21 protein-coding genes are annotated in these 20767 nt (G+C 40.1%); 17 read left to right on the forward strand and 4 right to left on the reverse strand.

Annotated elements, in window-relative coordinates:
* The 7 genes from ACESK1_RS03715 to ACESK1_RS03745 form a co-directional block, all read left to right on the forward strand.
* A partial coding sequence (locus ACESK1_RS03715; RefSeq protein ID WP_372918063.1) for a Mur ligase family protein occupies nt 1-923 on the forward strand: 923 nt, incomplete at its 5' end.
* 59 nt (nt 924-982) lie between these two features.
* Complete coding sequence (gene radC / locus ACESK1_RS03720; RefSeq protein ID WP_372918065.1) at nt 983-1684, forward strand: DNA repair protein RadC; 702 nt, start codon at nt 983-985, stop codon at nt 1682-1684.
* Nucleotides 1685-1693: 9 nt separating this feature from the next.
* Entirely contained in the window at nt 1694-2983 is a 1290-nt protein-coding gene (locus tag ACESK1_RS03725) for a polysaccharide deacetylase family protein (RefSeq protein WP_372918067.1), read from the forward strand.
* A complete protein-coding gene (locus ACESK1_RS03730) occupies nt 2970-3659 on the forward strand; it encodes a YjjG family noncanonical pyrimidine nucleotidase (RefSeq protein WP_372918069.1) in 690 nt (229 codons plus the stop codon). Before ACESK1_RS03725 ends, ACESK1_RS03730 begins: the two co-directional genes overlap by 14 nt.
* A gap of 57 nt (nt 3660-3716) precedes the next feature.
* The gene (locus ACESK1_RS03735) at nt 3717-4265 is read left to right on the forward strand and encodes a hypothetical protein (protein WP_372918071.1); all 549 of its coding nucleotides are present in this window, start codon (nt 3717-3719) and stop codon (nt 4263-4265) included.
* 2 nt (nt 4266-4267) lie between these two features.
* Nucleotides 4268-5674, forward strand: a complete 1407-nt coding sequence (locus ACESK1_RS03740; protein ID WP_372918073.1) for a DUF5723 family protein — start codon at nt 4268-4270, stop codon at nt 5672-5674.
* A 13-nt stretch (nt 5675-5687) separates the two neighbouring features.
* Nucleotides 5688-6536, forward strand: a complete 849-nt coding sequence (locus ACESK1_RS03745; protein ID WP_372918075.1) for a hypothetical protein — start codon at nt 5688-5690, stop codon at nt 6534-6536.
* On the opposite strand, the gene ACESK1_RS03750 is transcribed toward ACESK1_RS03745, so the two are convergent.
* Complete coding sequence (locus ACESK1_RS03750) at nt 6533-7807, reverse strand: replication-associated recombination protein A (protein ID WP_372918077.1); 1275 nt, start codon at nt 7805-7807, stop codon at nt 6533-6535. The two genes, ACESK1_RS03745 and ACESK1_RS03750, sit on opposite strands and share 4 nt — an antisense overlap.
* Before the next feature lie 86 nt (nt 7808-7893).
* Here ACESK1_RS03750 and ACESK1_RS03755 point away from each other — a divergent pair, with 86 nt between their 5' ends.
* The gene (locus ACESK1_RS03755) at nt 7894-8643 is read left to right on the forward strand and encodes a rhomboid family intramembrane serine protease (RefSeq protein WP_372918079.1); all 750 of its coding nucleotides are present in this window, start codon (nt 7894-7896) and stop codon (nt 8641-8643) included.
* 27 nt (nt 8644-8670) lie between these two features.
* Here ACESK1_RS03755 and rlmB read toward each other — a convergent pair whose 3' ends face one another.
* The 3 genes from rlmB to ACESK1_RS03770 form a co-directional block, all read right to left on the reverse strand.
* Nucleotides 8671-9408: a 23S rRNA (guanosine(2251)-2'-O)-methyltransferase RlmB gene (gene rlmB / locus ACESK1_RS03760; RefSeq protein WP_372918081.1), complete on the reverse strand. Its 738-nt coding sequence runs from the start codon at nt 9406-9408 to the stop codon at nt 8671-8673.
* Between the two features lie 153 nt (nt 9409-9561).
* Nucleotides 9562-10959, reverse strand: coding sequence for a SusD/RagB family nutrient-binding outer membrane lipoprotein (locus ACESK1_RS03765; protein WP_372918083.1), 1398 nt, complete (start codon nt 10957-10959; stop codon nt 9562-9564).
* Nucleotides 10960-10972: 13 nt separating this feature from the next.
* Nucleotides 10973-14188: a SusC/RagA family TonB-linked outer membrane protein gene (locus tag ACESK1_RS03770; RefSeq protein ID WP_372918085.1), complete on the reverse strand. Its 3216-nt coding sequence runs from the start codon at nt 14186-14188 to the stop codon at nt 10973-10975.
* 415 nt (nt 14189-14603) lie between these two features.
* Here ACESK1_RS03770 and rpsL point away from each other — a divergent pair, with 415 nt between their 5' ends.
* The 9 genes from rpsL (at nt 14604) to rpsS (ending at nt 20767) form a co-directional block, all read left to right on the forward strand.
* A complete protein-coding gene (gene rpsL / locus ACESK1_RS03775) occupies nt 14604-14978 on the forward strand; it encodes a 30S ribosomal protein S12 (RefSeq protein WP_010230128.1) in 375 nt (124 codons plus the stop codon).
* Between the two features lie 23 nt (nt 14979-15001).
* The gene (gene rpsG / locus ACESK1_RS03780; RefSeq protein ID WP_372918088.1) at nt 15002-15478 is read left to right on the forward strand and encodes a 30S ribosomal protein S7; all 477 of its coding nucleotides are present in this window, start codon (nt 15002-15004) and stop codon (nt 15476-15478) included.
* 4 nt (nt 15479-15482) lie between these two features.
* Nucleotides 15483-17591, forward strand: a complete 2109-nt coding sequence (gene fusA / locus ACESK1_RS03785) for an elongation factor G (RefSeq protein ID WP_372918090.1) — start codon at nt 15483-15485, stop codon at nt 17589-17591.
* A gap of 10 nt (nt 17592-17601) precedes the next feature.
* The gene (rpsJ, locus tag ACESK1_RS03790) at nt 17602-17907 is read left to right on the forward strand and encodes a 30S ribosomal protein S10 (RefSeq protein WP_072318085.1); all 306 of its coding nucleotides are present in this window, start codon (nt 17602-17604) and stop codon (nt 17905-17907) included.
* A gap of 201 nt (nt 17908-18108) precedes the next feature.
* A complete protein-coding gene (rplC, locus tag ACESK1_RS03795) occupies nt 18109-18720 on the forward strand; it encodes a 50S ribosomal protein L3 (RefSeq protein ID WP_372918092.1) in 612 nt (203 codons plus the stop codon).
* The gene (gene rplD / locus ACESK1_RS03800) at nt 18720-19349 is read left to right on the forward strand and encodes a 50S ribosomal protein L4 (RefSeq protein ID WP_372918094.1); all 630 of its coding nucleotides are present in this window, start codon (nt 18720-18722) and stop codon (nt 19347-19349) included. The genes rplC and rplD overlap by 1 nt, the downstream gene beginning before the upstream one ends.
* A gap of 5 nt (nt 19350-19354) precedes the next feature.
* Nucleotides 19355-19645: a 50S ribosomal protein L23 gene (gene rplW, locus ACESK1_RS03805; protein ID WP_081208829.1), complete on the forward strand. Its 291-nt coding sequence runs from the start codon at nt 19355-19357 to the stop codon at nt 19643-19645.
* A 9-nt stretch (nt 19646-19654) separates the two neighbouring features.
* Nucleotides 19655-20482: a 50S ribosomal protein L2 gene (gene rplB, locus ACESK1_RS03810; RefSeq protein WP_372918096.1), complete on the forward strand. Its 828-nt coding sequence runs from the start codon at nt 19655-19657 to the stop codon at nt 20480-20482.
* Nucleotides 20483-20488: 6 nt separating this feature from the next.
* Entirely contained in the window at nt 20489-20767 is a 279-nt protein-coding gene (gene rpsS, locus ACESK1_RS03815; RefSeq protein ID WP_081208833.1) for a 30S ribosomal protein S19, read from the forward strand.

Below are 20767 nucleotides of genomic sequence, written 5' to 3' on the forward strand. Positions count from 1 at the left end.
AATTTCAGCTTATGAATCTGCACTTTGTCGCAATTGGTGAAATTGCCATGCACAATCTTGCCATTGCCTTACAGAATCAAGGACATCAAATTAACGGAAGCGACGATGGTGTCTCCGACCTAACCAAGCAAGCTCTCGAAAAACACAATCTCTTTCCTGAGGAATTAGGCTGGTTTCCTGAAAAAATAACTGTGCAATTAGATGCCGTCATTCTGGGGATGCATACTAAAAAGGATAATCCCGAATTAAAACGTGCTGAAGAACTCGGCTTAAAGATATATTCTGTTCCCGAATTTCTGTTTAAAATGTCAAGGGAGAAAACTCGTGTGGTTATCGCCGGGAGCCATGGAAAAACCATCCTTACAGCTATGGTTCTTCACGTGATGAAATATCATGGAAAAGAGGTAGATTATATGCTTGAAACACCGGTTACTGGTTTTGAAAATACATTCAATCTTACCGAAGAAAATGATTTTATGGTGATTGAAGGTGATGGATCTTTTGCGTCTGCAATTGATCACCGACCTAAATTTCATCTGTATCAACCAAACATTGCCCTGCTAACTGGGGTTACCCGGGATAATAATGTTGATTTACCCACTTCTGATAATTACTTTGAGCAGTTTGAGATTTTTATTGATTCAATAGTCAACGGTGGAATCCTGGTTTATAACGAAGAGGATGAAAAGCTAAAAGAACTCGCTGAAAATACAGAAAATCCCATTAGAAAACATCCCTATTCCACTCCGGAATACCATGTTGAAGACGAAACTTTTATTCTCGATACACCTGAAGGGGAAATGCCATTGGAGATTAGTGGGGCTCAGAATATGAATAATTTGGCCGGAGCGAAATGGATTTGCCAGCATATGGGCATTGATGAAGATGATTTCTATGAAGCGATCATCGATTTTAAAGTCTAAGTGACTCAATTTCAGTTTAGCTGTAAGGATATAAAAGTATTTTTTATCTTTAACAGGCGATGAAAAACGAACAGCAAACAAATTTCAGCATTAAAAATTGGGCCGAAGATGATCGTCCAAGGGAAAAACTCCTTCAGAAAGGTAAACTGAGCCTAAGCGATGCCGAACTGATCGCCATTCTAATTGGTTCAGGAAGTCCAAACGAAAGTGCCGTTCAGTTAAGTAAACGTATCCTCGCTTCCGGAAAGAATAATTTAAGTGAATTAGGAAAGCTTTCCGTTCAACAACTGTGTGATTTTAAGGGAGTGGGGCCTGCAAAAGCGGTTAGCATAATCGCAGCTCTGGAACTGGGTCGAAGACGTCGCATCGAAGAAGCTCTAGAGCGAAAAAAGATTACCTCCAGTGCTTCGGTTTTTGAATTAATGCAACCGGTTATTGGTGAACTTCCGCACGAAGAATTCTGGATAATCTATTTGAATAATTCCAATAAAGTCATTGAACAACTTCAGCTAAGTAAAGGAGGCATCACGGGGACTTTGGTAGACGTGCGGTTAACGCTAAAAAAGGCCCTTGAACTGGCCGCCACCTCCCTGATTCTGGTGCACAATCATCCATCAGGAACTTTACTCGCAAGCGAACCTGACAAGCAACTTACTCAGAAACTAAAAACTGCCGCTCAGAGCCTTGATATTAAAGTGCTCGACCATGTAATTGTAACCGAAAACTCCTACTTTAGCTTTGCCGACGAAGGTGTGCTATAAAAACCAGCAATGCTTTTAATTTATACCCAGAAAATTACTCCCAGGATCATATATATCTTTAAGCATATTTGCACAAATATGCTGGGTATTTCAATTCGATTTACCTCTAAGATTGAAGAATTTATAGCTCACGATGGGTTGAAACTTTCCTATGGAAAACAGGCCCTGGGAAATGAGCTTTTTATTCAGAATACCGGCCTGCTGATGGAGCAAGGGCTTTCTGAGGTTGATATAAAAGTGCAACCCTGGGGAGAAAGTTTCTGTTTTTTTCCTGCTACTGAAAAAAGCGATCTTCCTTTTGATATTTTTGCTGCTTCCTTTTATTTGTTGAGCAGGTACGAGGAATATTTGCCTCATGTAAAGGATGAATACGGAAGATTTCCAGCCTCTGAAAGTTTAGCGGAACAGGAGGGTTTCCTTCAGAAACCGGTTATTGATGTCTGGGCGTTGAAATTCCATGAGATTCTGACTCAACGTTTTCCAGCTTTAAAAAGAAAAAATCGCCGTTTTGACACTCTGACCATTGTGGCCGTTGAGCATGTTTTTAGTTATAAGAACAAGGGCTTTGTACGAAGTTTGATCGGAGGGCTAACAGACCTGCTTAAACTGCAATTTGGTAAAGTCCTGGATAGAATTCAGGTGTTGTTGGGGTTTAAAAAAGATCCTTTCAACATTTTCGGGGATTTGATTGAACTCATTAAACAATACAGGTTAAAAATGCTTTTCATGTTTCAGTTAAGCGATTTTTCGATCTATGACCGGAATATTAATCCTAACAGGATGTCGCATAGATCGGTAATTAAATATGTGGCTGATTACACAAAGGTTGGTTTATTTTTAGGTCATGATGCTTTAAGGGAAATAAGCATCTTGAAAAAGGAAAAACGAAGATTAGAAGATATTGTTCATTCCCCACTGAATGCGGCTATAAATACCAAGTATAATTTGACACTGCCGGAACATTATAATAATTTAACCGAACTGGAAATTCCGGAAGATTATTCAATGGGTTATCCCGAATCACATGGCTTTAGGGCCGGAACCTGCACACCTTTTTTGTTTTATGATATCAATACCGAGCTAACCACTCCGTTAAAAGTTTATCCTTATGCCGTTCATTCAAATATTCTGGAGAAGGAAACTCCCGAAAAATTGAAAAGTGAAGTGGCAAAGATGTTGCAGAATGTGAAAGCGGTAGAAGGAACCTTTATCGCGATTTTTAAGAATCATGATTTTTCTGATTATTTCGATAAGGAACTCTACTATTCATTTTTAAAACAGATTCATGAAATTGAATGAAATAGAACACATTTACTTTGACCTTGATCACACCCTTTGGGATTTTGATAAAAACTCAGCGCTTGCGTTTGAGCAAATGTTCACCAAGAGAAAACTCCCTCTTAAGATTGAAGATTTTCTTGAGGTGTATGTTCCTGTAAATTATAAATACTGGGAGTTATATCGGGATAATCTGGTAAGCAAAGAAGACTTGCGGTTTGGCCGTTTGAAGGACAGTTTTGATCTTCTCAAGATCGAGGCTTCGACTCAAACAATTAATGAACTTTCGGTAGAATATATTGATTTTCTGCCTGTTAACAACCATTTGCTGGAAGGATCCCTGGAGATACTCAATTATCTTAAACCGAAATATAAACTTCATATAATTACAAATGGCTTTGAAGAGGTGCAACATAAAAAGCTTACCAATTCCGGTATCAGCGAATTTTTTAGCACCGTGACCACTTCCGAAGAGGCAGGAGTAAAAAAGCCGCATGCACATATCTTTGATACTGCACTTAAAAAAGCCATGACTTCTCCTTCCAGAAGCCTTATGATTGGCGATAACCTCGAAGCCGATGTAAAAGGTGCCCGGGATTTCGGAATGAGCACGATCTATTTCGATTACTACAAAAAAAGAGCGGAGGTCGGTGAAATTCAAATTCAAACGTTAAATGAACTAAGGGATTATCTGTAATAATAATCTTTTGTTAATTTCGTTAGAAGGTATCACCCTCCTAAAATAAAAATAATAATGTCTTTAACCCCTGGGATAGACAAATTAATTCTGTGTCTTGCTTGTCTTATGCTGGCATCCGGATGTGTGAAGGATATTGATCTGAACCAGGCCGAAGAAATTGGTCTTAGTCCTGATATTGATGTTGATTTGCTTATCTATGATGTTGAAGAGGATTATTTTCAGTCTCAAACCGGCACTTTTCAACCGATAATAAGGGATACGGTTCGACTGGAATTCCTTGACGATGACTATATTCAGAAGGACCTTTCAGAAGTGGAATTCTACTTCAAGCATACAAACACCTTTCCTCAGAGCTTTTCAAATACCATAAAGTTTCTTTCCAATTCAGGCAGGGAGCAAATTGTGGTACGCTACGAAGTTGCACCCGGTAGTGCAAATAATCCTGTAGAAACGGATCATACTGAACTCATTGAAGAAAACAATATAAATCTAATACGAAACTCCATACAAATGGTGGTTGAGCTGGAAGCTCACCCAAATTCAGAAGAATTTAAAGGGAAATTGGAATTTGCCTCCACGGGCTTGTTTAAGTTTGAATTTTAAATATGCGATGCTGGCTACTCCTTACATTCCTGTTTTCTTTTTCCCTGCTTTCCGCACAAAATAAACCCCTGCTTTATAATGTTGATGATCTTCCGCAGAGTTTGTTGCTAAATCCAGGAACGCAGATAGACTTTATAGGGCATGTGGGAATGCCTTTCCTTACACAAATTCACGTCTCAGCGGGCACCAGTGGAGTGAGCCTTCATGATATTTTTAGGGATGATGGTACAAATATCAATACCCGTATAAGAGAAGCGATGCATAAAATGACTTCCTATGATCATTTTACAGCTAATGAGCAGGTGGAGGTCATTTCTTTGGGCTGGCAATTAGATAAAAGAAATTATCTCTCCACCGGGGTATACCAGGAACTGGACTTTTTCTCTTATTTTCCAAAAGATCTGGCAATACTCGTAAATGAAGGGAATGCAGATTATATTAATGATACTTTCGATTTTTCACAGGCCGCCTTCACGGGTGAAATTCTAACGGTTTACCACCTGGGGCTTAATCATCAATTTGACCAGCGACTTACCGTAGGTATTCGCGGGAAATTATATTCCGGAATATTTAATGCTGAAACCACAGGGAACACAGGCACTTTTACCACCTTCGAAACTCCACAAGGTCCCAATAAATATCGCCATGTGGTAGAGAATATGAATGTTCGGGTGAACACCTCCGGTTTTGCTTCTCTGAATGAAGAAAAAGATATGACCGTGGAAGAAGGTACAGCCGAACTGCTTAAACGCTCCTTCTTTGGAGGAAACGTTGGCGTGGGTATGGATATTGGTCTTAGTTACCTCCTCACTGAACAATTTGTGGCCTCTGCCTCAGTTCAGGACATCGGGCTAATGTTCCAGCGGGAGGATGTGGAAAGTTATCACTATTACGGATCCTACCAAACTGATGGTCTGGAACCTCTTTTTCCCGAATTGGATGAAAACGGTAAAGCATTGCCGTATTGGGATGATTTTGAAGATGAGGTTGACAGAAATCTGATAGATAGAACCTATAATGAGGCTTATGTCACCTGGCGTCCTGCAAAATTTAATCTTGCCATGGCATATGGGTTTGGACAGGCTTTTCTTCCTTGTAATTATAGAACCGTTAATAAAGTCAGGTATATGAACCAGATAGGAATGAATTTGTCAGGAATTTTACGTCCCCGCGGATTTGTCTATGCTTTTACCACTTACTGGGATAAGAAAATCACCGAAACCCAGCGTTTTAGAATTGCGCATACTATAGATGACTATTCATTTGCAAACTTAGGCCTGATGTATTCCACCACTTTTAATCGTTTTAATTTCTATATTGCAGCTAATAATTTACTGGCTGTTCCTAATCTGGCAAAGGCAAGAGGGGCTTCATTGCAATTGGGAATGCAAATGGTCTTTAAAGATTAAAAAATTTATTATTATGAAAAAACTACTTTTTATCATATTCATAATGTTTAGCTTTTCCGCATTGGAAGCTCAAAACCTGAATGACTATAAATACGTAATTGTTCCGGAAAGTTTTGAATTCTCAAAGGAAAAAAACCAGCATCAATTAAATTCTTTGTTGAAATTCCTTTTTGAAAGAGAAGGTTTTGAAACCCTGATGAACGGGGAATCCCGCCCGGAAGATTTGCAACGTGACAACTGTCTTGGTTTGGATGCGAATGTTATAGAGGATTCCGGCCTTTTTACAACAAAAATGCGCATCACCCTCGAGGATTGCCGCGGAAATTTGATCTTTACTTCTGAAGAGGGGACCAGTCGGGAAAAAGACTTTAAAAAAGCCTGGCATGAAGCCTTGAGACGGGCTTTTGAATCAGTGGAAGCTTTGAATTATAATTATAAGGCTGATGCGCCACCCGCAACTCCTGCCACACCGGAAACGCCTGAAGTTGTTGAAGAGCCTGAGGTTGCAACTGAAGTTCCCCAGGAAGAAAAAACCACTCCTGAAACCCCGGAAGAACCTGAAGTAGTTGTACAAAGTGAAAAAATTTCTGAAGATAAAGAACCCGGAACGCTCAATTTTGAAAAGGACGGAACCTATTTTCAGCTTCAGGAAAATGAGAATGGCTATGCCTTATATCAAAAGGATATGAGCGAACCCTTTGCTTTGCTTATTCGTTCAAAGGAAGGAAAAAGTTTTATCTATAATTCGGTTACCAGGCAGGGAATTGCAAGTTTTTCTGAAAATGGTGATCTTGTGGTAGAACATTTTGATGCCAGTAAAGGAGTATCGGTTAAAACTATCTACCAGGCCAAAAAAGACTAATAATTATACTTAGTCTTCCAGCGTTTCTTTAAAAATTCTCTTTGAGCATTTTCTCTGGGATTGTTGCCCGGATCATATAATTGCGTGTTTTTTATTTCATCCGGCAAAAATTCGGCCTCTGTGAAATTGTTCTCGTAGTTATGGGCGTATTTATAATCTTTTCCATAGCCGATGTCTTTCATCAGTTTTGTTGGAGCATTACGAATAGCCAGGGGAACAGATAGATTTCCGGTTTTCTTTACCAGGCTTTGCGCCTGGTTAATGGCCATATATGCCGCGTTGCTCTTTGGAGAAGTTGCAAGATATGTTGCACATTGACTTAAAATAATACGACTCTCCGGAAACCCGATGGTGGTTACGGCCTGGAAAGTGTTATTGGCGATGACCAATGCCGTTGGATTAGCATTACCGATATCTTCACTGGCCAAAATAAGTAATCTCCTGGCGATGAATTTCACATCTTCACCGCCTTCAATCATCCTGGCCAACCAGTAAACTGTCCCGTTTGGATCACTGCCTCTTATCGATTTAATAAAGGCTGATACTATATCATAATGTTGTTCTCCGGCCTTATCATAGAGCACCGTATTTTGCTGAACTTTCTCCAGGACCAGCTCGTTGGTAATCTCTGAGCCTTTATCGGTAGCATTGATAAGGATCTCGAAGATGTTGAGTAATTTCCTGGCATCACCACCGCTTAAGCGCAAGAGAGCTTCAGTTTCTTTTAATTTCACTTCTCTGGAAGCTATGTATTTATCTTCCTTCATCGCCCGGTGTAACAAGGCTATTAAATCTTCTTCAGAAAAAGGCTTCAAAATATAAACCTGGCAACGGGATAACAATGCCGAGATGACTTCGAAACTCGGATTTTCGGTTGTGGCGCCAATTAGGGTGACCCATCCTTTTTCAACAGCACCTAAAAGAGAATCCTGTTGCGATTTACTGAAACGATGAATTTCATCAATAAAAAGAATGGGATTTTTAGTGGTGAATAATCCCTCACTCTTCTTAGCTTTCTCAATTACTTCCCGCACATCCTTTACACCGCTGCTAATAGCACTAAGTGTATAAAAAGGCCTGTCTGTTTCGTTGGCTATGATGTTGGCCAGGGTGGTTTTTCCAACTCCGGGAGGGCCCCAAAGTATTAGGGATGGAATATTCCCTGACTTTATTTGTTGTCTTAAAGCTCCCTTTGAGCCAACCAAATGTTGCTGACTTAGATACTCATCGAGATTTTTTGGACGTAATCTTTCTGCTAATGGTTCATTCATCTGACAAAATTAGTAAATTGAATAACACTTTGTCATCATAAATAGATATGGTTGATTTTTTGTTGGTCATACATTAAATAATAGTTGTGAAGCAGTCTGAGCCTTTTGTTTTTTCTACCAGGGTAGTGGGTTTTCCCATCCTTTTTGTGCTGCTTATCTGGCTGGTGTTCTGGTTTGAGGTAAGATTCAACGTGAATTTGAATATATACGGAGTGCGCCCCAGGGAAATAAGCGGCTTAAGGGGAATCTTGTTTTCTCCTTTTATTCATGGCGACCTGAAGCATTTATTCAATAATTCTGTGCCGCTTTTAGTGCTTTCTATGTCATTGTTTTATTTCTACCGAAAGATAAGCTGGCAAGTGCTTTTAATTGGTCTTGTGGTTACGGGGCTTTTAACCTGGATAATAGGGAGGCCTTCAAATCATATTGGAGCGAGCGGAGTGATCTATATGCTCGCGGCGTTTCTTTTTTTCAAGGGAGTTTTTTCCGGCTATTTTCGTCTTGTTGCACTTTCGCTAATCGTAGTTTTCCTATATGGCGGCATGCTGTGGTACGTGGCTCCAATTGAACCCGGTATTTCCTGGGAGGGCCATCTTTCAGGTTTGGTTACCGGTTTGGGACTCGCACTAATCTACCGGAAAAACATTGCTAAAAAACCAAAATACGAATGGGAAAAACCGGAATACAAGGCGGAAGAGGATTTATTCATGCAACATTTTGATGAGAATGGAAATTTCATCGAAAATCGTTTTAAACAAAAGGAAGAAGATTCCGAAGATAATTCAGAGATAACTTACCGCTATTTCTATAAGAAAACCGAGGACAAAAAAGAGTAACAGGCTAAATTTACTTTTCGATGGTATTTAGATCTGTCTTTGCCTTACCGCTTCATAAAGCATTGCTCCGCAAGCCACTGAAACATTCAGGGATTCAATGGTCCCGAACATTGGTAGTTTTGCCTTTACGTCTACCGCATTTAAAATAGAATTAGAGACTCCTTTAGCTTCGCTACCCATTATTAGCGCACTTGCCTTTTTAAAGTCTACCTGATAAATAGTGTCATTTGTTTTCTCGGTTGCAGCGATTACCTGGACTTCTGAAGACTGGAGATAGTAAACTGCATCTTTGATATGGTTCACCTTGCAAAGCGGCACATTGAAAACTGCCCCGGCTGAGGTCTTTACAGTATCGGCGTTTACAGCTGCCGATCCTTTTTCCGGGAATATAATGGCATTTACCCCGGTGCATTCCGCCGTACGGATAATTGCTCCGAAATTCCTGGCATCGGTGATTTGGTCAAGGAGAAGAAAAAGGGGAGTGGAGGTCTCCTCAAAAGCCTGGGCTACTACTTCTTCAATACTTCTGAAACTAACCGGCGAGATAGAAGCTACAACGCCCTGGTGATTTCCTTTTGCCAGTTTATTGAGCTTTTCTACAGGAACATATGAAATATTGAATTCACCTTTATTTAGCTGCTGGTTTAATTCTTGAAATAAAGGTCCAGAGAGTCCCTTTTGAATATAAACCTTATCGATAGCTTTTCCGCTTTGTATTGCCTCTAAAACGGCCCTGATGCCGAAGATTCTCGTGTTTTCTTCCATAATGCAAAGGTAAGTTTTAATAATATAATGAAAGCTTTTTTAAATTATTTTGAGGTGTTTCTCTCGATTAAACCTTTTTATTCTCTTTTTAATTTATCCAAACAAAAAAGGCTGCCCGTTAAGGCAGCCTTTAGATATAATTTTAAGCAACTACTAGTTATCCCAGAAAAGTGGGGTTTGTTGATCGTCACCTCCAATTGCAGAAGCAGCGGCATCGTAGTTATCTTCGTTAAGGTTTTGTTCGTTAACAGGATAAGTGTAACGAAGTGGAACAGGATTACCTGATTCTTCCGGTAAATTCAATTCCGGAGCATCGAATTTTCTCCATACACTCCATCCTTCAACCGGGTTGTCAAACATAGCAATCCAGAACTGGGTTCCTAATTGCTCCATTGAACCATCATAAGCAACCTCAGACTGAGATAGGTATCCTGATGCATCAACATCTTCTCCTAACCAGTATTCCATAGAAGCTGTAATAGCTTCTTCGTAATACCCCTCAGCATCGTTATCCAGGCCTGCACCTTCCATAGCTGCATAAGACAGGTGGAAGTTTAATTCAGCGTAGTCCATTAGGATTCCTGTATGAGTTGGATCTCTGAAATCTGGTCCAATGTGAGTATAGCTCTGAAAAGAGTTACTGCCTCCATAGGTACCTCCAGTATATGGCTCGATGTTATCATCAAAATATACCATTCTACGAGGATCATCAAGATCGTTCATAATATCAACCACGGTGTTTGCGACAACATAATCAGATCGACCACTCTGTACCAGGTCTACCCATAATGGGTTGGTGTTTGGTGGTGAAGATTGGTAATCCATAGTCGCATTATCGGCATTAGATTCAAAAACTCCTCTACCAACAGCTTCTTCTACTTCGCTCCAGTTATCAGTTCTGGCTGCTAAACGAACCTGCAATGAATTTGCAAATTTTTGCCATTTAGCCATATCTCCATTATAAATAACATCAGATCCGGCGAAACCTTGCCCGGCACCTAGGTTGGTGTGAGCTGATTCAAGCCTTGATAGTAGATCGTTGTAAATAGTTGCAGCATCATCATAAGCCGGTAAAGAGTTGTCTTTTCCGTTTAATGCTTCAGTATAAGGGATATCCCCGAAACTATCTACAAGTACTTGCCAGGCATATACCTCTAAGACTTCAATCTGACCTATTCTTGCAGATCTTTGAGCTTCGTCAAGCATCTCATTCGCCTGAACTCGTTCCTTAGCATCCTGAAGGTTAAACAATACATTTCTGTAAAGTATAGACCAGTGGTTTTGCGGAATATTACGATTGTTCAAATCGTAGTTTGGTTCATCCAAATAGGTTGTAGCAGTAAGGTACTGAGCGATAAACCTGGTTATGTTAAGGTTTACGTTCGGACTGGCCAATTGATCGGCCAGGTTCACTGATGCAGAAGTAAAAAGGAAATCTGCAGCAACCTCTGTTGGGTTTTTCGGATCTCTGTTGAGATCTTCATATTGCTCGTCGGTCTGGCAAGACCATAAAGTTGATAGAGCAATAAATGTTACTAAAAGTTTCTTCATGATAATATTTTAATTAAAAGTTAAGTTTCACACTTGCACCAATTTCTCTGAACGCAGGGTATGCACCAGATTGGTATCCCTGGATGTTACCAGCACTAAGACCTGCTTCCGGATCGGAATAAGGAATGTTCTTGTGGATAATCCAAAGGTTTCTTCCTACCACAGAAATAGAAGCTCTTGTGAAAGGTAGTCTTTCAATCATTTCTTCTCCAAAAGCATAAGTAAGGCTAGCTTCTCTAAGCTTCACGAAAGATGCGTCGTATACGTGACCTTTGTTAGCATCTCTAGCGTATCCGAATGGAGTTCCATAATAACCGGCATCTACTCTTGTAGTGTTTGGTTGGCCATCTTCGGTTACCCCTTCAAGAATTACACCACCACCATCGGCAACAGCATCTCTAACAGGGTTACCAAGATCGTTTGGTCCAACAGACCTGTCATAAAGACCGGTTGCGAAACCATACCAGGTATCAAGTGAGAATATATCTCCACCTTCCTGAACGTCAATAAGGAAATCAAGACTTAGATTTTTGTACTGGAATGTGTTAGATACACCTCCGGTCCAGTCTGGCTGGATATTACCAATGATCTCGTTTGAAGTTGCAGATCTTAAATAGAACCCAGCGTCATTTACGATTCGGTTTCCAGCATCGTCATAAACATAATCTCTACCTCTAATGGCGCCGTAAGGCTCATCGGGAGCAGCGTTAATAGAAACACCACCTTGAAGGCCTGCCAACTCCAGGTTGTCAATTCCAGGAGCAAGTTCAAGAACTTCACTTCGGTTACGAGCCCAGTTAATGTTCATATTCCAATTGAAGTCTTCACTTCTAATGGGGTTAAGGTTCAAAGAAACTTCAACACCCTTGTTTTCTACTGTTCCTGCATTTAACCATACCCGGCCAAATCCAGTTGCATTAGAAACAGGCACCGGAGTAATTTGATTTTCTGTTTGAGTATTATAGTAAGAAACATCAAATCCTATTCTTCTATCAAGAAAGTTTGCTTCTAAACCAAGTTCGTAAGATTTTGCAAGTTCAGGTTTAAGTTCAACATTATTTAAACTGAAATTGTTGTTAGCAATACCCTGTCCTGCAAAAGGAGCAGAAATAGCGTAGGTGTTAAAAACTCTATAAGGACTAGTGTCGTTACCAACCTCTGCGTAGTTAGCTCTCAGCTTAGCAAAATTAAGCCAGTCTGCATTGATTGCATTCGTTAGGATAACACTTGTTGAAATAGAAGGGTAGTAGAATGTGTTCTCTCCTTTAGGTAAAGTAGAAGAACGGTCTCTTCTTATTGTACCCTCTACAAAGTAAGTATCCAAATAACCCAATCCAACTCTTGCATATAGACCATCTACCATACTGGTAGCGTCATATTCACTTGGTGGGTTAAGTGGATCTGCACTGTTTGAAAGCGCATAGAATCCAGGAGCGTTAAGACCACCATTGGTGGAAGCTCTAATAGAATGATTCTGATTTCTTCTAAGGTTCATTCCTAAGTTACCGTCAAGATTTAGATCGGTTGCGATATCGTGGTTGAAATTAAGAATTGCATCATAGTTATATTCAGCAGCACGATTGTTGTAACGAGAGTAACCCGATACTCCAGAGCTACCTACATTTCTTCTTTCTTCCTGAATTTCGTCATAAGTGTCAAAAGAGAAACGACCTAAAACACTAAAGATATCATTGATCTCATAGTTAATATTAATGTTACCTATATATCTGTTACGGGTATCAGTCTGGAAGTTTTCGTAACGTGTCCAGTACGGGTTATCCATATAGATAGGAGTCAAATTAGTTGGGCTGTTAGGGTTCCAGGTGATGTTTTCACCAGTTTGGAAATAAGCATCCCTTTGCTCATAAATATCTACATTAGTTTGATACCATTGACGGAATGACTGCATTGGGTTCTCAGAATCATATCCGGTACCATATCTACCTCTACCGTCACTTTTGATATAAGTAAGGTTTGTGCCTATACTTAGATCATCAGTAAAATCATGACCACCACTAAATTTTATGGTGTTTCTTTTCATTCTTGCATTAGGTAAATTACCATCAGTCATCATGTTGGTAAAACCTAATCTAAAGTTACTCTTGTCAGTCCCTCCATCTAAAGCAACAGAGTTGATCGCTGTTGAACCAGTTTCCCAAATGTCATTAGGTGTGTGCTCACCTGCCACCCATGGAGTCGCTTGTTGGTAAGTGTCTAACTGAGGATAAATTGAGTTCCATTGATAGATCATACGGTTAGGGTCGAAAGCTGCTCCAAATGAAGCATCTTCTGTAAAAGGAGTAGTTTCATCAAGATTACCATCACCATCTACATCATAAAGGCTGAAATAACCATCTTCAGACGCGTAATACTGACCATAACCAGCACCATATTCTTGCTGATATTTTGGAAGTGTTTCCTTGTCCGCACGGCTTGTCATTAAGGTAGAGTTGATAGATATACCAATTCCTTTACCTTTTTGTCCTTTTTTAGTTTCAATAATAATTACTCCATTCGCGGCACGAGCTCCATAAAGAGCGGTTGCGGCAGCACCTTTAAGAACGTTCATCGAAGCGATGTCATCCGGGTTGATATCTGCTGCGGCGTTCCCGTAGTCATAACCACCTGTACCAGATCTTTGGCCAGCAGTGTTAGGAGTTGCGTTACTAATAGGGGTACCGTCAATAACGAATAGAGCCTGGTTGTTTCCTGTAATAGAGGAATTACCTCGAATTACAATGTCGGAAGAACCACCCATTGTTCCGGAAGACTTAACTTTAAGACCTGCTACTTTACCAGAAAGCGAGTTCATAAAGTTAGTTGTTGGAACATCAGATACTTCAGATCCGTCTACTTCCTGCGTGGCATATCCAAGAGATTTTTTATCTCTCTCAATACCCAGGGCAGTTACCACAACTTCATCAAGTTGTGCTGCATCAGCTTCCAGTACAACATCAATAGTTGTGTTGTTTCCTACCGGATACTCTGCAGTTGTCAGACCAACGAAAGAAAACACCAACACATCGCTTTGATCAGCGGTGATGGAGTAATTTCCGTCAAAATCGGTTTGGGTACCAGCGCTGGTGCCCTTTACTAAAACGTTTACCCCTGGTAACGGAAGACCATCTTCATCGGTCACCGTACCGGTAATCGTTTGTTCTTGCGCAAATGTTATTTGCACAACAAACGCTAGTAATAGCGTTAAAATACTACTAAACTTTGTTTTCATTTTAAAATTTGTTTGAATTAGCCAACGCCAAATGTGCTAATAAATGGTTAATTATACAAGCTTTTGTCTCTTAAAATGATTCCGAATCTTAAGGTTTTCCTAATAAATTACTATAGATGGTTCTTTTTCAGCCGTTGTGAGTGATTTTACGGAGATGTTAATGTTTGTGCTCGCTTGATTCAAATACTTTTGATTTAAGTGAATTTCATTGCTTTTTCTTCATAAAATTAAATTTCAGACCTGTTTTGTCCTTAATATATAGGATAGAAATAGATAATTCTCCCTTAATTTTATTCATCTTGTCGAGCCACTTGAAAATTAATTGATTATGATTTGAAAAATTGGTTTTTATTTCTACATTTGCAAACCCTAAAAAATAGGGAGTAATTTAAAACTTAATTAGGTAAAAGAAATTATGCCAACAATTTCACAATTAGTACGAAAAGGAAGAGCCAAGATTACCAAGAAGAGTAAATCGGCTGCTTTGGATTCGTGTCCTCAAAGAAGAGGTGTGTGTACTCGTGTGTATACCACCACTCCTAAGAAACCTAATTCGGCTATGCGTAAAGTAGCCAGAGTAAGGTTAACTAACGGAAAAGAAGTAAACGCTTATATTCCGGGAGAAGGACACAATTTGCAAGAGCACTCGATAGTATTGGTTAGAGGCGGAAGGGTTAAAGATTTGCCAGGTGTTAGGTATCACATTGTTCGTGGAGCATTGGATACTGCCGGTGTTGAGGGAAGAACTCAGCGTAGGTCTAAATACGGTGCAAAACGCCCTAAGAAGTAATTAAAAACTTTTAATGTAAAGAAATGAGAAAAAGACAGGCGAAAAAAAGGCCTCTTTTACCAGATCCAAAATTTAACGATCAACTTGTTACACGTTTTGTGAACATGATGATGTGGGACGGTAAGAAATCGGTAGCCTTTAAGATTTTTTACGATGCAATGGATATCGTAGAAGAGAAAAATCAAGACGAAGAGAAGACTGCTTTAGAAATCTGGAAAGATGCTTTATCTAACGTTATGCCTCACGTAGAAGTGAGAAGTAGACGAGTTGGAGGAGCTACCTTTCAAATCCCAATGCAAATTAGGCCAGATCGTAAAGTTTCAACTGCTATGAAGTGGTTGATTAGCTTTTCCCGTAAGAGAAACGAAAAAGCTATGGCTCAAAAATTAGCTGCAGAAGTACTTGCTGCTGCTAAAGAAGAAGGTGCTGCTGTGAAGAAAAGAGTAGATACTCATAAAATGGCCGAAGCTAATAAAGCATTCTCTCACTTTAGATTCTAATAAAATGGCACAAAGAGACTTAAAATTTACAAGAAATATAGGTATTGCAGCGCATATTGATGCCGGTAAAACCACCACTACAGAGCGTATCCTTTATTATACAGGGATAAGCCACAAGATTGGTGAGGTTCACGACGGTGCTGCAACAATGGACTGGATGGAGCAGGAGCAGGAAAGAGGTATTACTATTACTTCTGCTGCAACTCACTGTAAGTGGATGTACCGCGATCAGGAGTATACTGTAAATATAATTGATACCCCGGGTCACGTTGACTTTACCGTAGAGGTAGAGCGTTCTTTGCGTGTACTTGATGGTGTTGTTGCTTTGTTTAGTGCTGTGGATGGGGTAGAGCCTCAGAGTGAAACAGTATGGAGACAAGCAGATAAATATAAAGTACCGCGTTTAGGGTTTGTAAATAAAATGGACCGTCAGGGAGCTGATTTCTTTAATGTGTGTAAGCAGGTTAGAGAGATGCTAGGTGGTAACCCTGTGCCATTACAGGTTCCTATTGGTGATGAAATAGATTTTAAAGGTGTAGTAGACCTTATTTCTAAAAAGGCGGTGATCTGGAATGATGAAGATCACGGGATGACCTATGAAATCATAGATATTCCTGAAGAACTTATGGAAGATGTGAATAAATACCGAACTGAGCTTGTAGAAGCTGTAGCCGAGTATGATGAAGCATTGATGGAAAAGTTCTTTGAAGATGAAAATTCAATTACCGAAGATGAAATTATCGCTGCGCTTAGAGCTGCAACCATAGATATGTCTATCATTCCTATGATGTGTGGTTCTGCCTTTAAAAATAAAGGTGTTCAGGCAATGCTTGATGCTGTGATGAGATACCTTCCGGCTCCTTCAGATGTTGAAGCTATAATAGGTGTTAATCCTGAAACTAACGAAGAAGAAAGCCGTAAGCCACATGTTGATTCGCCTTTCTCTGCACTTGCATTTAAAATTGCCACCGATCCTTTCGTAGGTCGTTTGGCATTCTTTAGAGTGTACTCCGGATCTCTTGACGCCGGATCATATGTATTGAATAACCGTTCAGGTAAAAAAGAACGTATTTCACGTATTTACCAGATGCATTCTAATAAACAAGAGCCTATAGATAGAATTGAGGCTGGTGACATTGGAGCTGCTGTTGGTTTTAAAGATATTAAAACCGGAGATACGCTTACTGATGAGAAGCACCCAATCGTACTTGAATCTATGTCTTTCCCTGCACCTGTAATTGGTATCGCAGTGGAGCCTAAGACCAAAGCCGATGTTGAGAAAATGGGAATGGCGCTTGCAAAACTTGCAGAAGAAGATCCAACTTTTACAGTGCGTACCGATGAAGCTTCAGGCCAGACTATTATTTCTGGTATGGGTGAGCTTCACCTGGATATTATTATAGACCGTATGCGTCGTGAATTTAAGGTAGAAGTTAACGTGGGTCAACCTCAGGTTGAGTACAAGGAAGCTGTTACCAGAACTTCAGATCACCGTGAGGTTTACAAAAAGCAAACTGGTGGTAGAGGTAAATTTGCCGATATCGTCTTTACTTTAGGGCCGGCAGATGAGGATTTTGAAGGAGAGGGACTTCAGTTTGTAGATGCGATCAAAGGTGGTCGTATTCCTAAGGAATTTGTTCCTTCCGTAGAAAAAGGATTTAAAGAGGCTATGAAAAATGGTCCTTTAGCCGGATTTACTATGGACACTTTAAAAGTTACTCTTAAGGATGGATCTTTCCACCCTGTGGATTCCGATCAACTTTCTTTCGAACTTGCTGCTAAGCTTGGGTATAAAGAAGCTGCTAAAAAAGCGGGTTCTGTAATCCTTGAGCCAATAATGAAAGTAGAAGTAGTTACTCCGGAAGAAAACATGGGAGATATTGTAGGTGACCTTAACAGAAGAAGAGGTCATATGAGTAGTATGGGTGACCGTTCTGGTGCCAAGATTGTTAAAGCTGAAGTGCCGCTTTCTGAAATGTTTGGTTATGTAACCACATTAAGAACGCTTTCTTCAGGTAGAGCAACTTCAACTATGGAATTCTCTCACTATGCCGAAACTCCTTCAAATGTTTCTGAAGAAGTGATCAAGGCAGCAAAGGGTACAAACGAATAATCTTAGGAAAATGAGTCAAAAAATCAGAATAAAACTAAAATCCTACGATCATAACCTGGTTGACAAGTCAGCTGAAAAGATCGTAAAAACCGTAAAAACTACGGGTGCAGTGGTAACAGGGCCAATTCCTCTACCAACGCATAAAAAACTTTTTACTGTTTTACGTTCTCCTCACGTGAACAAGAAATCAAGAGAGCAGTTTCAGCTTAGTTCTTACAAGAGACTTCTTGATATCTACAGTTCTTCTTCAAAAACCATTGATGCGTTGATGAAGCTTGAATTGCCAAGTGGGGTTGAAGTAGAGATTAAAGTGTGATGAAACTTGGTTTTTCCGGTTTTTCTGGAAAACCTTAGTTGAATACATCCCGAACTTGTTTCGGGATCTCTTGAGTAAAACTCAAGATTACATGTCCTAAGCAGTTGGCGAGGGAAAAACGGAGAAAAATACATTCAGGGCGAAAGTATTTTTCTGCCCTGAATTTTTTTTAAATAAATAAGTAATAATCAATAATTAATTATGTCTGGGTTAATAGGAAAAAAAATAGGCATGACCAGTATTTTCGACGAGAACGGGAAGAATATCCCTTGTACCGTAATTGAAGCCGGTCCATGCGTAGTTACCCAAGTCAGAACCAAAGAGGTTGACGGGTATGAGGCACTTCAACTTGGTTTCGATGACAAAAAGACTGCCAACAAAGCTGCCGAAGGGCATGCTAAGAAAGCGGGAAGCGCTGCTAAGCGTAAAGTCGTGGAATTCCAAGGATTTGAAGGAGATTTTAAATTAGGTGATGCTATCACTGTGGAACACTTTAAAGAAGGAGAATTCGTAGATATTTCCGGTACTTCTAAAGGTAAAGGATTCCAAGGTGTAGTAAAGAGACACGGCTTTGGTGGTGTGGGTCAGGCGACTCACGGGCAACATAACCGTTTAAGAGCTCCGGGTTCTATTGGTGCTGCATCTTATCCTGCGAGAGTTTTCAAAGGAATGAAGATGGCCGGTAGAATGGGTGGAGATAAAGTGAAAGTAGAAAACCTGAGAGTTTTGAAAGTGGTTACAGATAAGAACCTTATCGTAGTGAAAGGTGCTGTTCCAGGTCACAAAAACTCATACGTAATCATTAGCAAGTAATGGAAGTAGCAGTTTTAGATATAAAAGGAAAAGAAACAGGCAGAAAAGCACAGCTTTCTGATGCTGTTTTCGCAATAGAGCCTAACGAACATGCTGTTTATCTTGATGTAAAACAATACCTGGCCAATCAACGCCAGGGAACTCACAAAGCTAAAGAGCGGGCTGAGATCACCGGGAGTACCCGAAAGATCAAGAAACAAAAAGGTACCGGTACGGCTCGTGCAGGTAGCATCAAGTCTCCTATCTTTAAAGGTGGTGGACGTGTTTTTGGTCCTAGACCAAGAAGCTATAGTTTCAAATTGAATAAGAACCTTAAGCGTCTTGCCAGAAAATCGGCTTTGACAATTAAGGCACAAGGAAATGCGATAACTGTAGTAGAAGATTTTTCTTTTGATGCACCAAAGACGAAAAATTACATTGACTTTTTGAAAGCCCTTGGTATTCAGGACAAAAAATCCCTGATAGTATTGGGTGAGTCAAATAAAAACGTATATTTGTCGTCACGTAATTTGAAGGGCTCCGAGGTTGTAAGTAGTTCAGAATTAAGCACTTACAAAATATTAAACGCGAAGAATATCGTGTTCCTTGAGGGGTCTTTAGAAGGAATCGAGTCGAATTTAAGTAAATAAGCCTTATGAATATCTTAATAAAACCCATTATTACGGAAAAAGCCACGGCAGATAGCGAACTTAATAATCGTTATGCTTTTGTGGTAAACAATAAGGCGAATAAGATTGAGATCAAGAATGCGGTGGAAGCTGCATACGGAGTTTCAGTGGAAAAAGTTCGTACTATAAATGTCCGTCCTGATCGCAAAACCAGATATACAAAATCTGGAATGATCACTGGTAAAACCAGCGCTTTCAAAAAAGCATTGGTACAGGTGACGGAAGGTGAAACTATTGATTTGTACAGTAATCTTTAAGATTAAAAAATGTCAGTTAGAAAATTAAAACCAATCACACCTGGACAGCGTTTTAGAGTAGTAAATGGGTTTGACGCCATTACTACTGACAAGCCGGAGAAAAGCCTTTTGGCGCCGATCAAAAAGTCGGGTGGTAGAAACAGTCAGGGAAAGATGACCATACGCTACAAGGGTGGTGGTCACAAAAGACGTTACCGAGTTATCGATTTTAAACGCGACAAGCAGGGAATTCCTGCAACTGTTGCCAGTATAGAATACGATCCAAACAGAACGGCCTTTATCGCATTATTGAACTATCAGGATGGCGAGAAAAGGTATATTATTGCTCAGAACGGTCTTCAGGTAGGACAGAATTTGGTATCAAGCAATGAGATTGCAGCTCCTGAAATAGGAAATGCAATGCCTTTGAGTTTTATTCCTCTTGGTACTATTGTTTCCTGCATCGAGCTTAGAGCTGGACAGGGTGCTGTAATGGCAAGAAGTGCCGGAGCTTTCGCTCAACTTCTTGCGAGAGAAGGTAAATATGCAACCATCAAACTTCCTTCAGGAGAGATTAGAAGGGTACTAGCTACTTGTATGGCAACTATTGGTGCTGTTTCAAACAGTGACCACCAGTTGCAGATCTCTGGTAAGGCCGGTAGAAAACGTTGGTTGGGTAGAAGACCAAGAACAAGACCAGTTGCTATGAACCCGGTTGATCACCCAATGGGTGGTGGGGAAGGTAGAGCTTCAGGAGGTCACCCACGTTCAAGAAACGGAGTACCTGCTAAAGGTTTCAAAACCCGTTCAAGAACAAAAGCGAGTAATAAATATATTGTAGAACGTAGAAAGAAATAATAAGATATGGCACGTTCATTAAAAAAAGGACCTTACGTTCACTATAAATTAGACAAGAAGGTTGCTCAGAATGTTGAGTCTGGAAAGAAAGCCGTGATCAAGACCTGGTCTCGTGCGTCAATGATCACTCCGGATTTTGTTGGGCAAACCATCGCGGTGCATAACGGGAAACAATTTGTTCCTGTTTACGTAACCGAGAACATGGTAGGTCATAAATTAGGAGAATTTTCACCAACACGTTCTTTTAGAGGGCATGCAGGTGCAAAAAATAAAGGTAAAAAATAA

It is taken from the genome of Salegentibacter sp., assembly GCF_041642575.1.
Taxonomy (GTDB): Bacteria; Bacteroidota; Bacteroidia; order Flavobacteriales; family Flavobacteriaceae; genus Salegentibacter.

What these genes read in the sequence shown, in the direction of transcription:
- ACESK1_RS03725 (WP_372918067.1), top strand. Translation starts at nt 1,694, where the DNA reads ATGCTTTTAATTTATACCCAGAAAATTACTCCCAGGATCATATATATC.
- rpsS (WP_081208833.1), top strand. Translation starts at nt 20,489, where the DNA reads ATGGCACGTTCATTAAAAAAAGGACCTTACGTTCACTATAAATTAGAC.
- rpsJ (WP_072318085.1), top strand. Translation starts at nt 17,602, where the DNA reads ATGAGTCAAAAAATCAGAATAAAACTAAAATCCTACGATCATAACCTG.
- rplD (WP_372918094.1), top strand. Translation starts at nt 18,720, where the DNA reads ATGGAAGTAGCAGTTTTAGATATAAAAGGAAAAGAAACAGGCAGAAAA.
- ACESK1_RS03730 (WP_372918069.1), top strand. Translation starts at nt 2,970, where the DNA reads ATGAAATTGAATGAAATAGAACACATTTACTTTGACCTTGATCACACC.
- ACESK1_RS03745 (WP_372918075.1), top strand. Translation starts at nt 5,688, where the DNA reads ATGAAAAAACTACTTTTTATCATATTCATAATGTTTAGCTTTTCCGCA.
- ACESK1_RS03770 (WP_372918085.1), bottom strand. Translation starts at nt 14,188, where the DNA reads ATGAAAACAAAGTTTAGTAGTATTTTAACGCTATTACTAGCGTTTGTT.
- rplC (WP_372918092.1), top strand. Translation starts at nt 18,109, where the DNA reads ATGTCTGGGTTAATAGGAAAAAAAATAGGCATGACCAGTATTTTCGAC.
- rplW (WP_081208829.1), top strand. Translation starts at nt 19,355, where the DNA reads ATGAATATCTTAATAAAACCCATTATTACGGAAAAAGCCACGGCAGAT.
- rplB (WP_372918096.1), top strand. Translation starts at nt 19,655, where the DNA reads ATGTCAGTTAGAAAATTAAAACCAATCACACCTGGACAGCGTTTTAGA.
- rpsG (WP_372918088.1), top strand. Translation starts at nt 15,002, where the DNA reads ATGAGAAAAAGACAGGCGAAAAAAAGGCCTCTTTTACCAGATCCAAAA.
- ACESK1_RS03750 (WP_372918077.1), bottom strand. Translation starts at nt 7,807, where the DNA reads ATGAATGAACCATTAGCAGAAAGATTACGTCCAAAAAATCTCGATGAG.
- ACESK1_RS03735 (WP_372918071.1), top strand. Translation starts at nt 3,717, where the DNA reads ATGTCTTTAACCCCTGGGATAGACAAATTAATTCTGTGTCTTGCTTGT.
- ACESK1_RS03765 (WP_372918083.1), bottom strand. Translation starts at nt 10,959, where the DNA reads ATGAAGAAACTTTTAGTAACATTTATTGCTCTATCAACTTTATGGTCT.
- fusA (WP_372918090.1), top strand. Translation starts at nt 15,483, where the DNA reads ATGGCACAAAGAGACTTAAAATTTACAAGAAATATAGGTATTGCAGCG.
- rpsL (WP_010230128.1), top strand. Translation starts at nt 14,604, where the DNA reads ATGCCAACAATTTCACAATTAGTACGAAAAGGAAGAGCCAAGATTACC.
- radC (WP_372918065.1), top strand. Translation starts at nt 983, where the DNA reads ATGAAAAACGAACAGCAAACAAATTTCAGCATTAAAAATTGGGCCGAA.
- ACESK1_RS03740 (WP_372918073.1), top strand. Translation starts at nt 4,268, where the DNA reads ATGCGATGCTGGCTACTCCTTACATTCCTGTTTTCTTTTTCCCTGCTT.
- rlmB (WP_372918081.1), bottom strand. Translation starts at nt 9,408, where the DNA reads ATGGAAGAAAACACGAGAATCTTCGGCATCAGGGCCGTTTTAGAGGCA.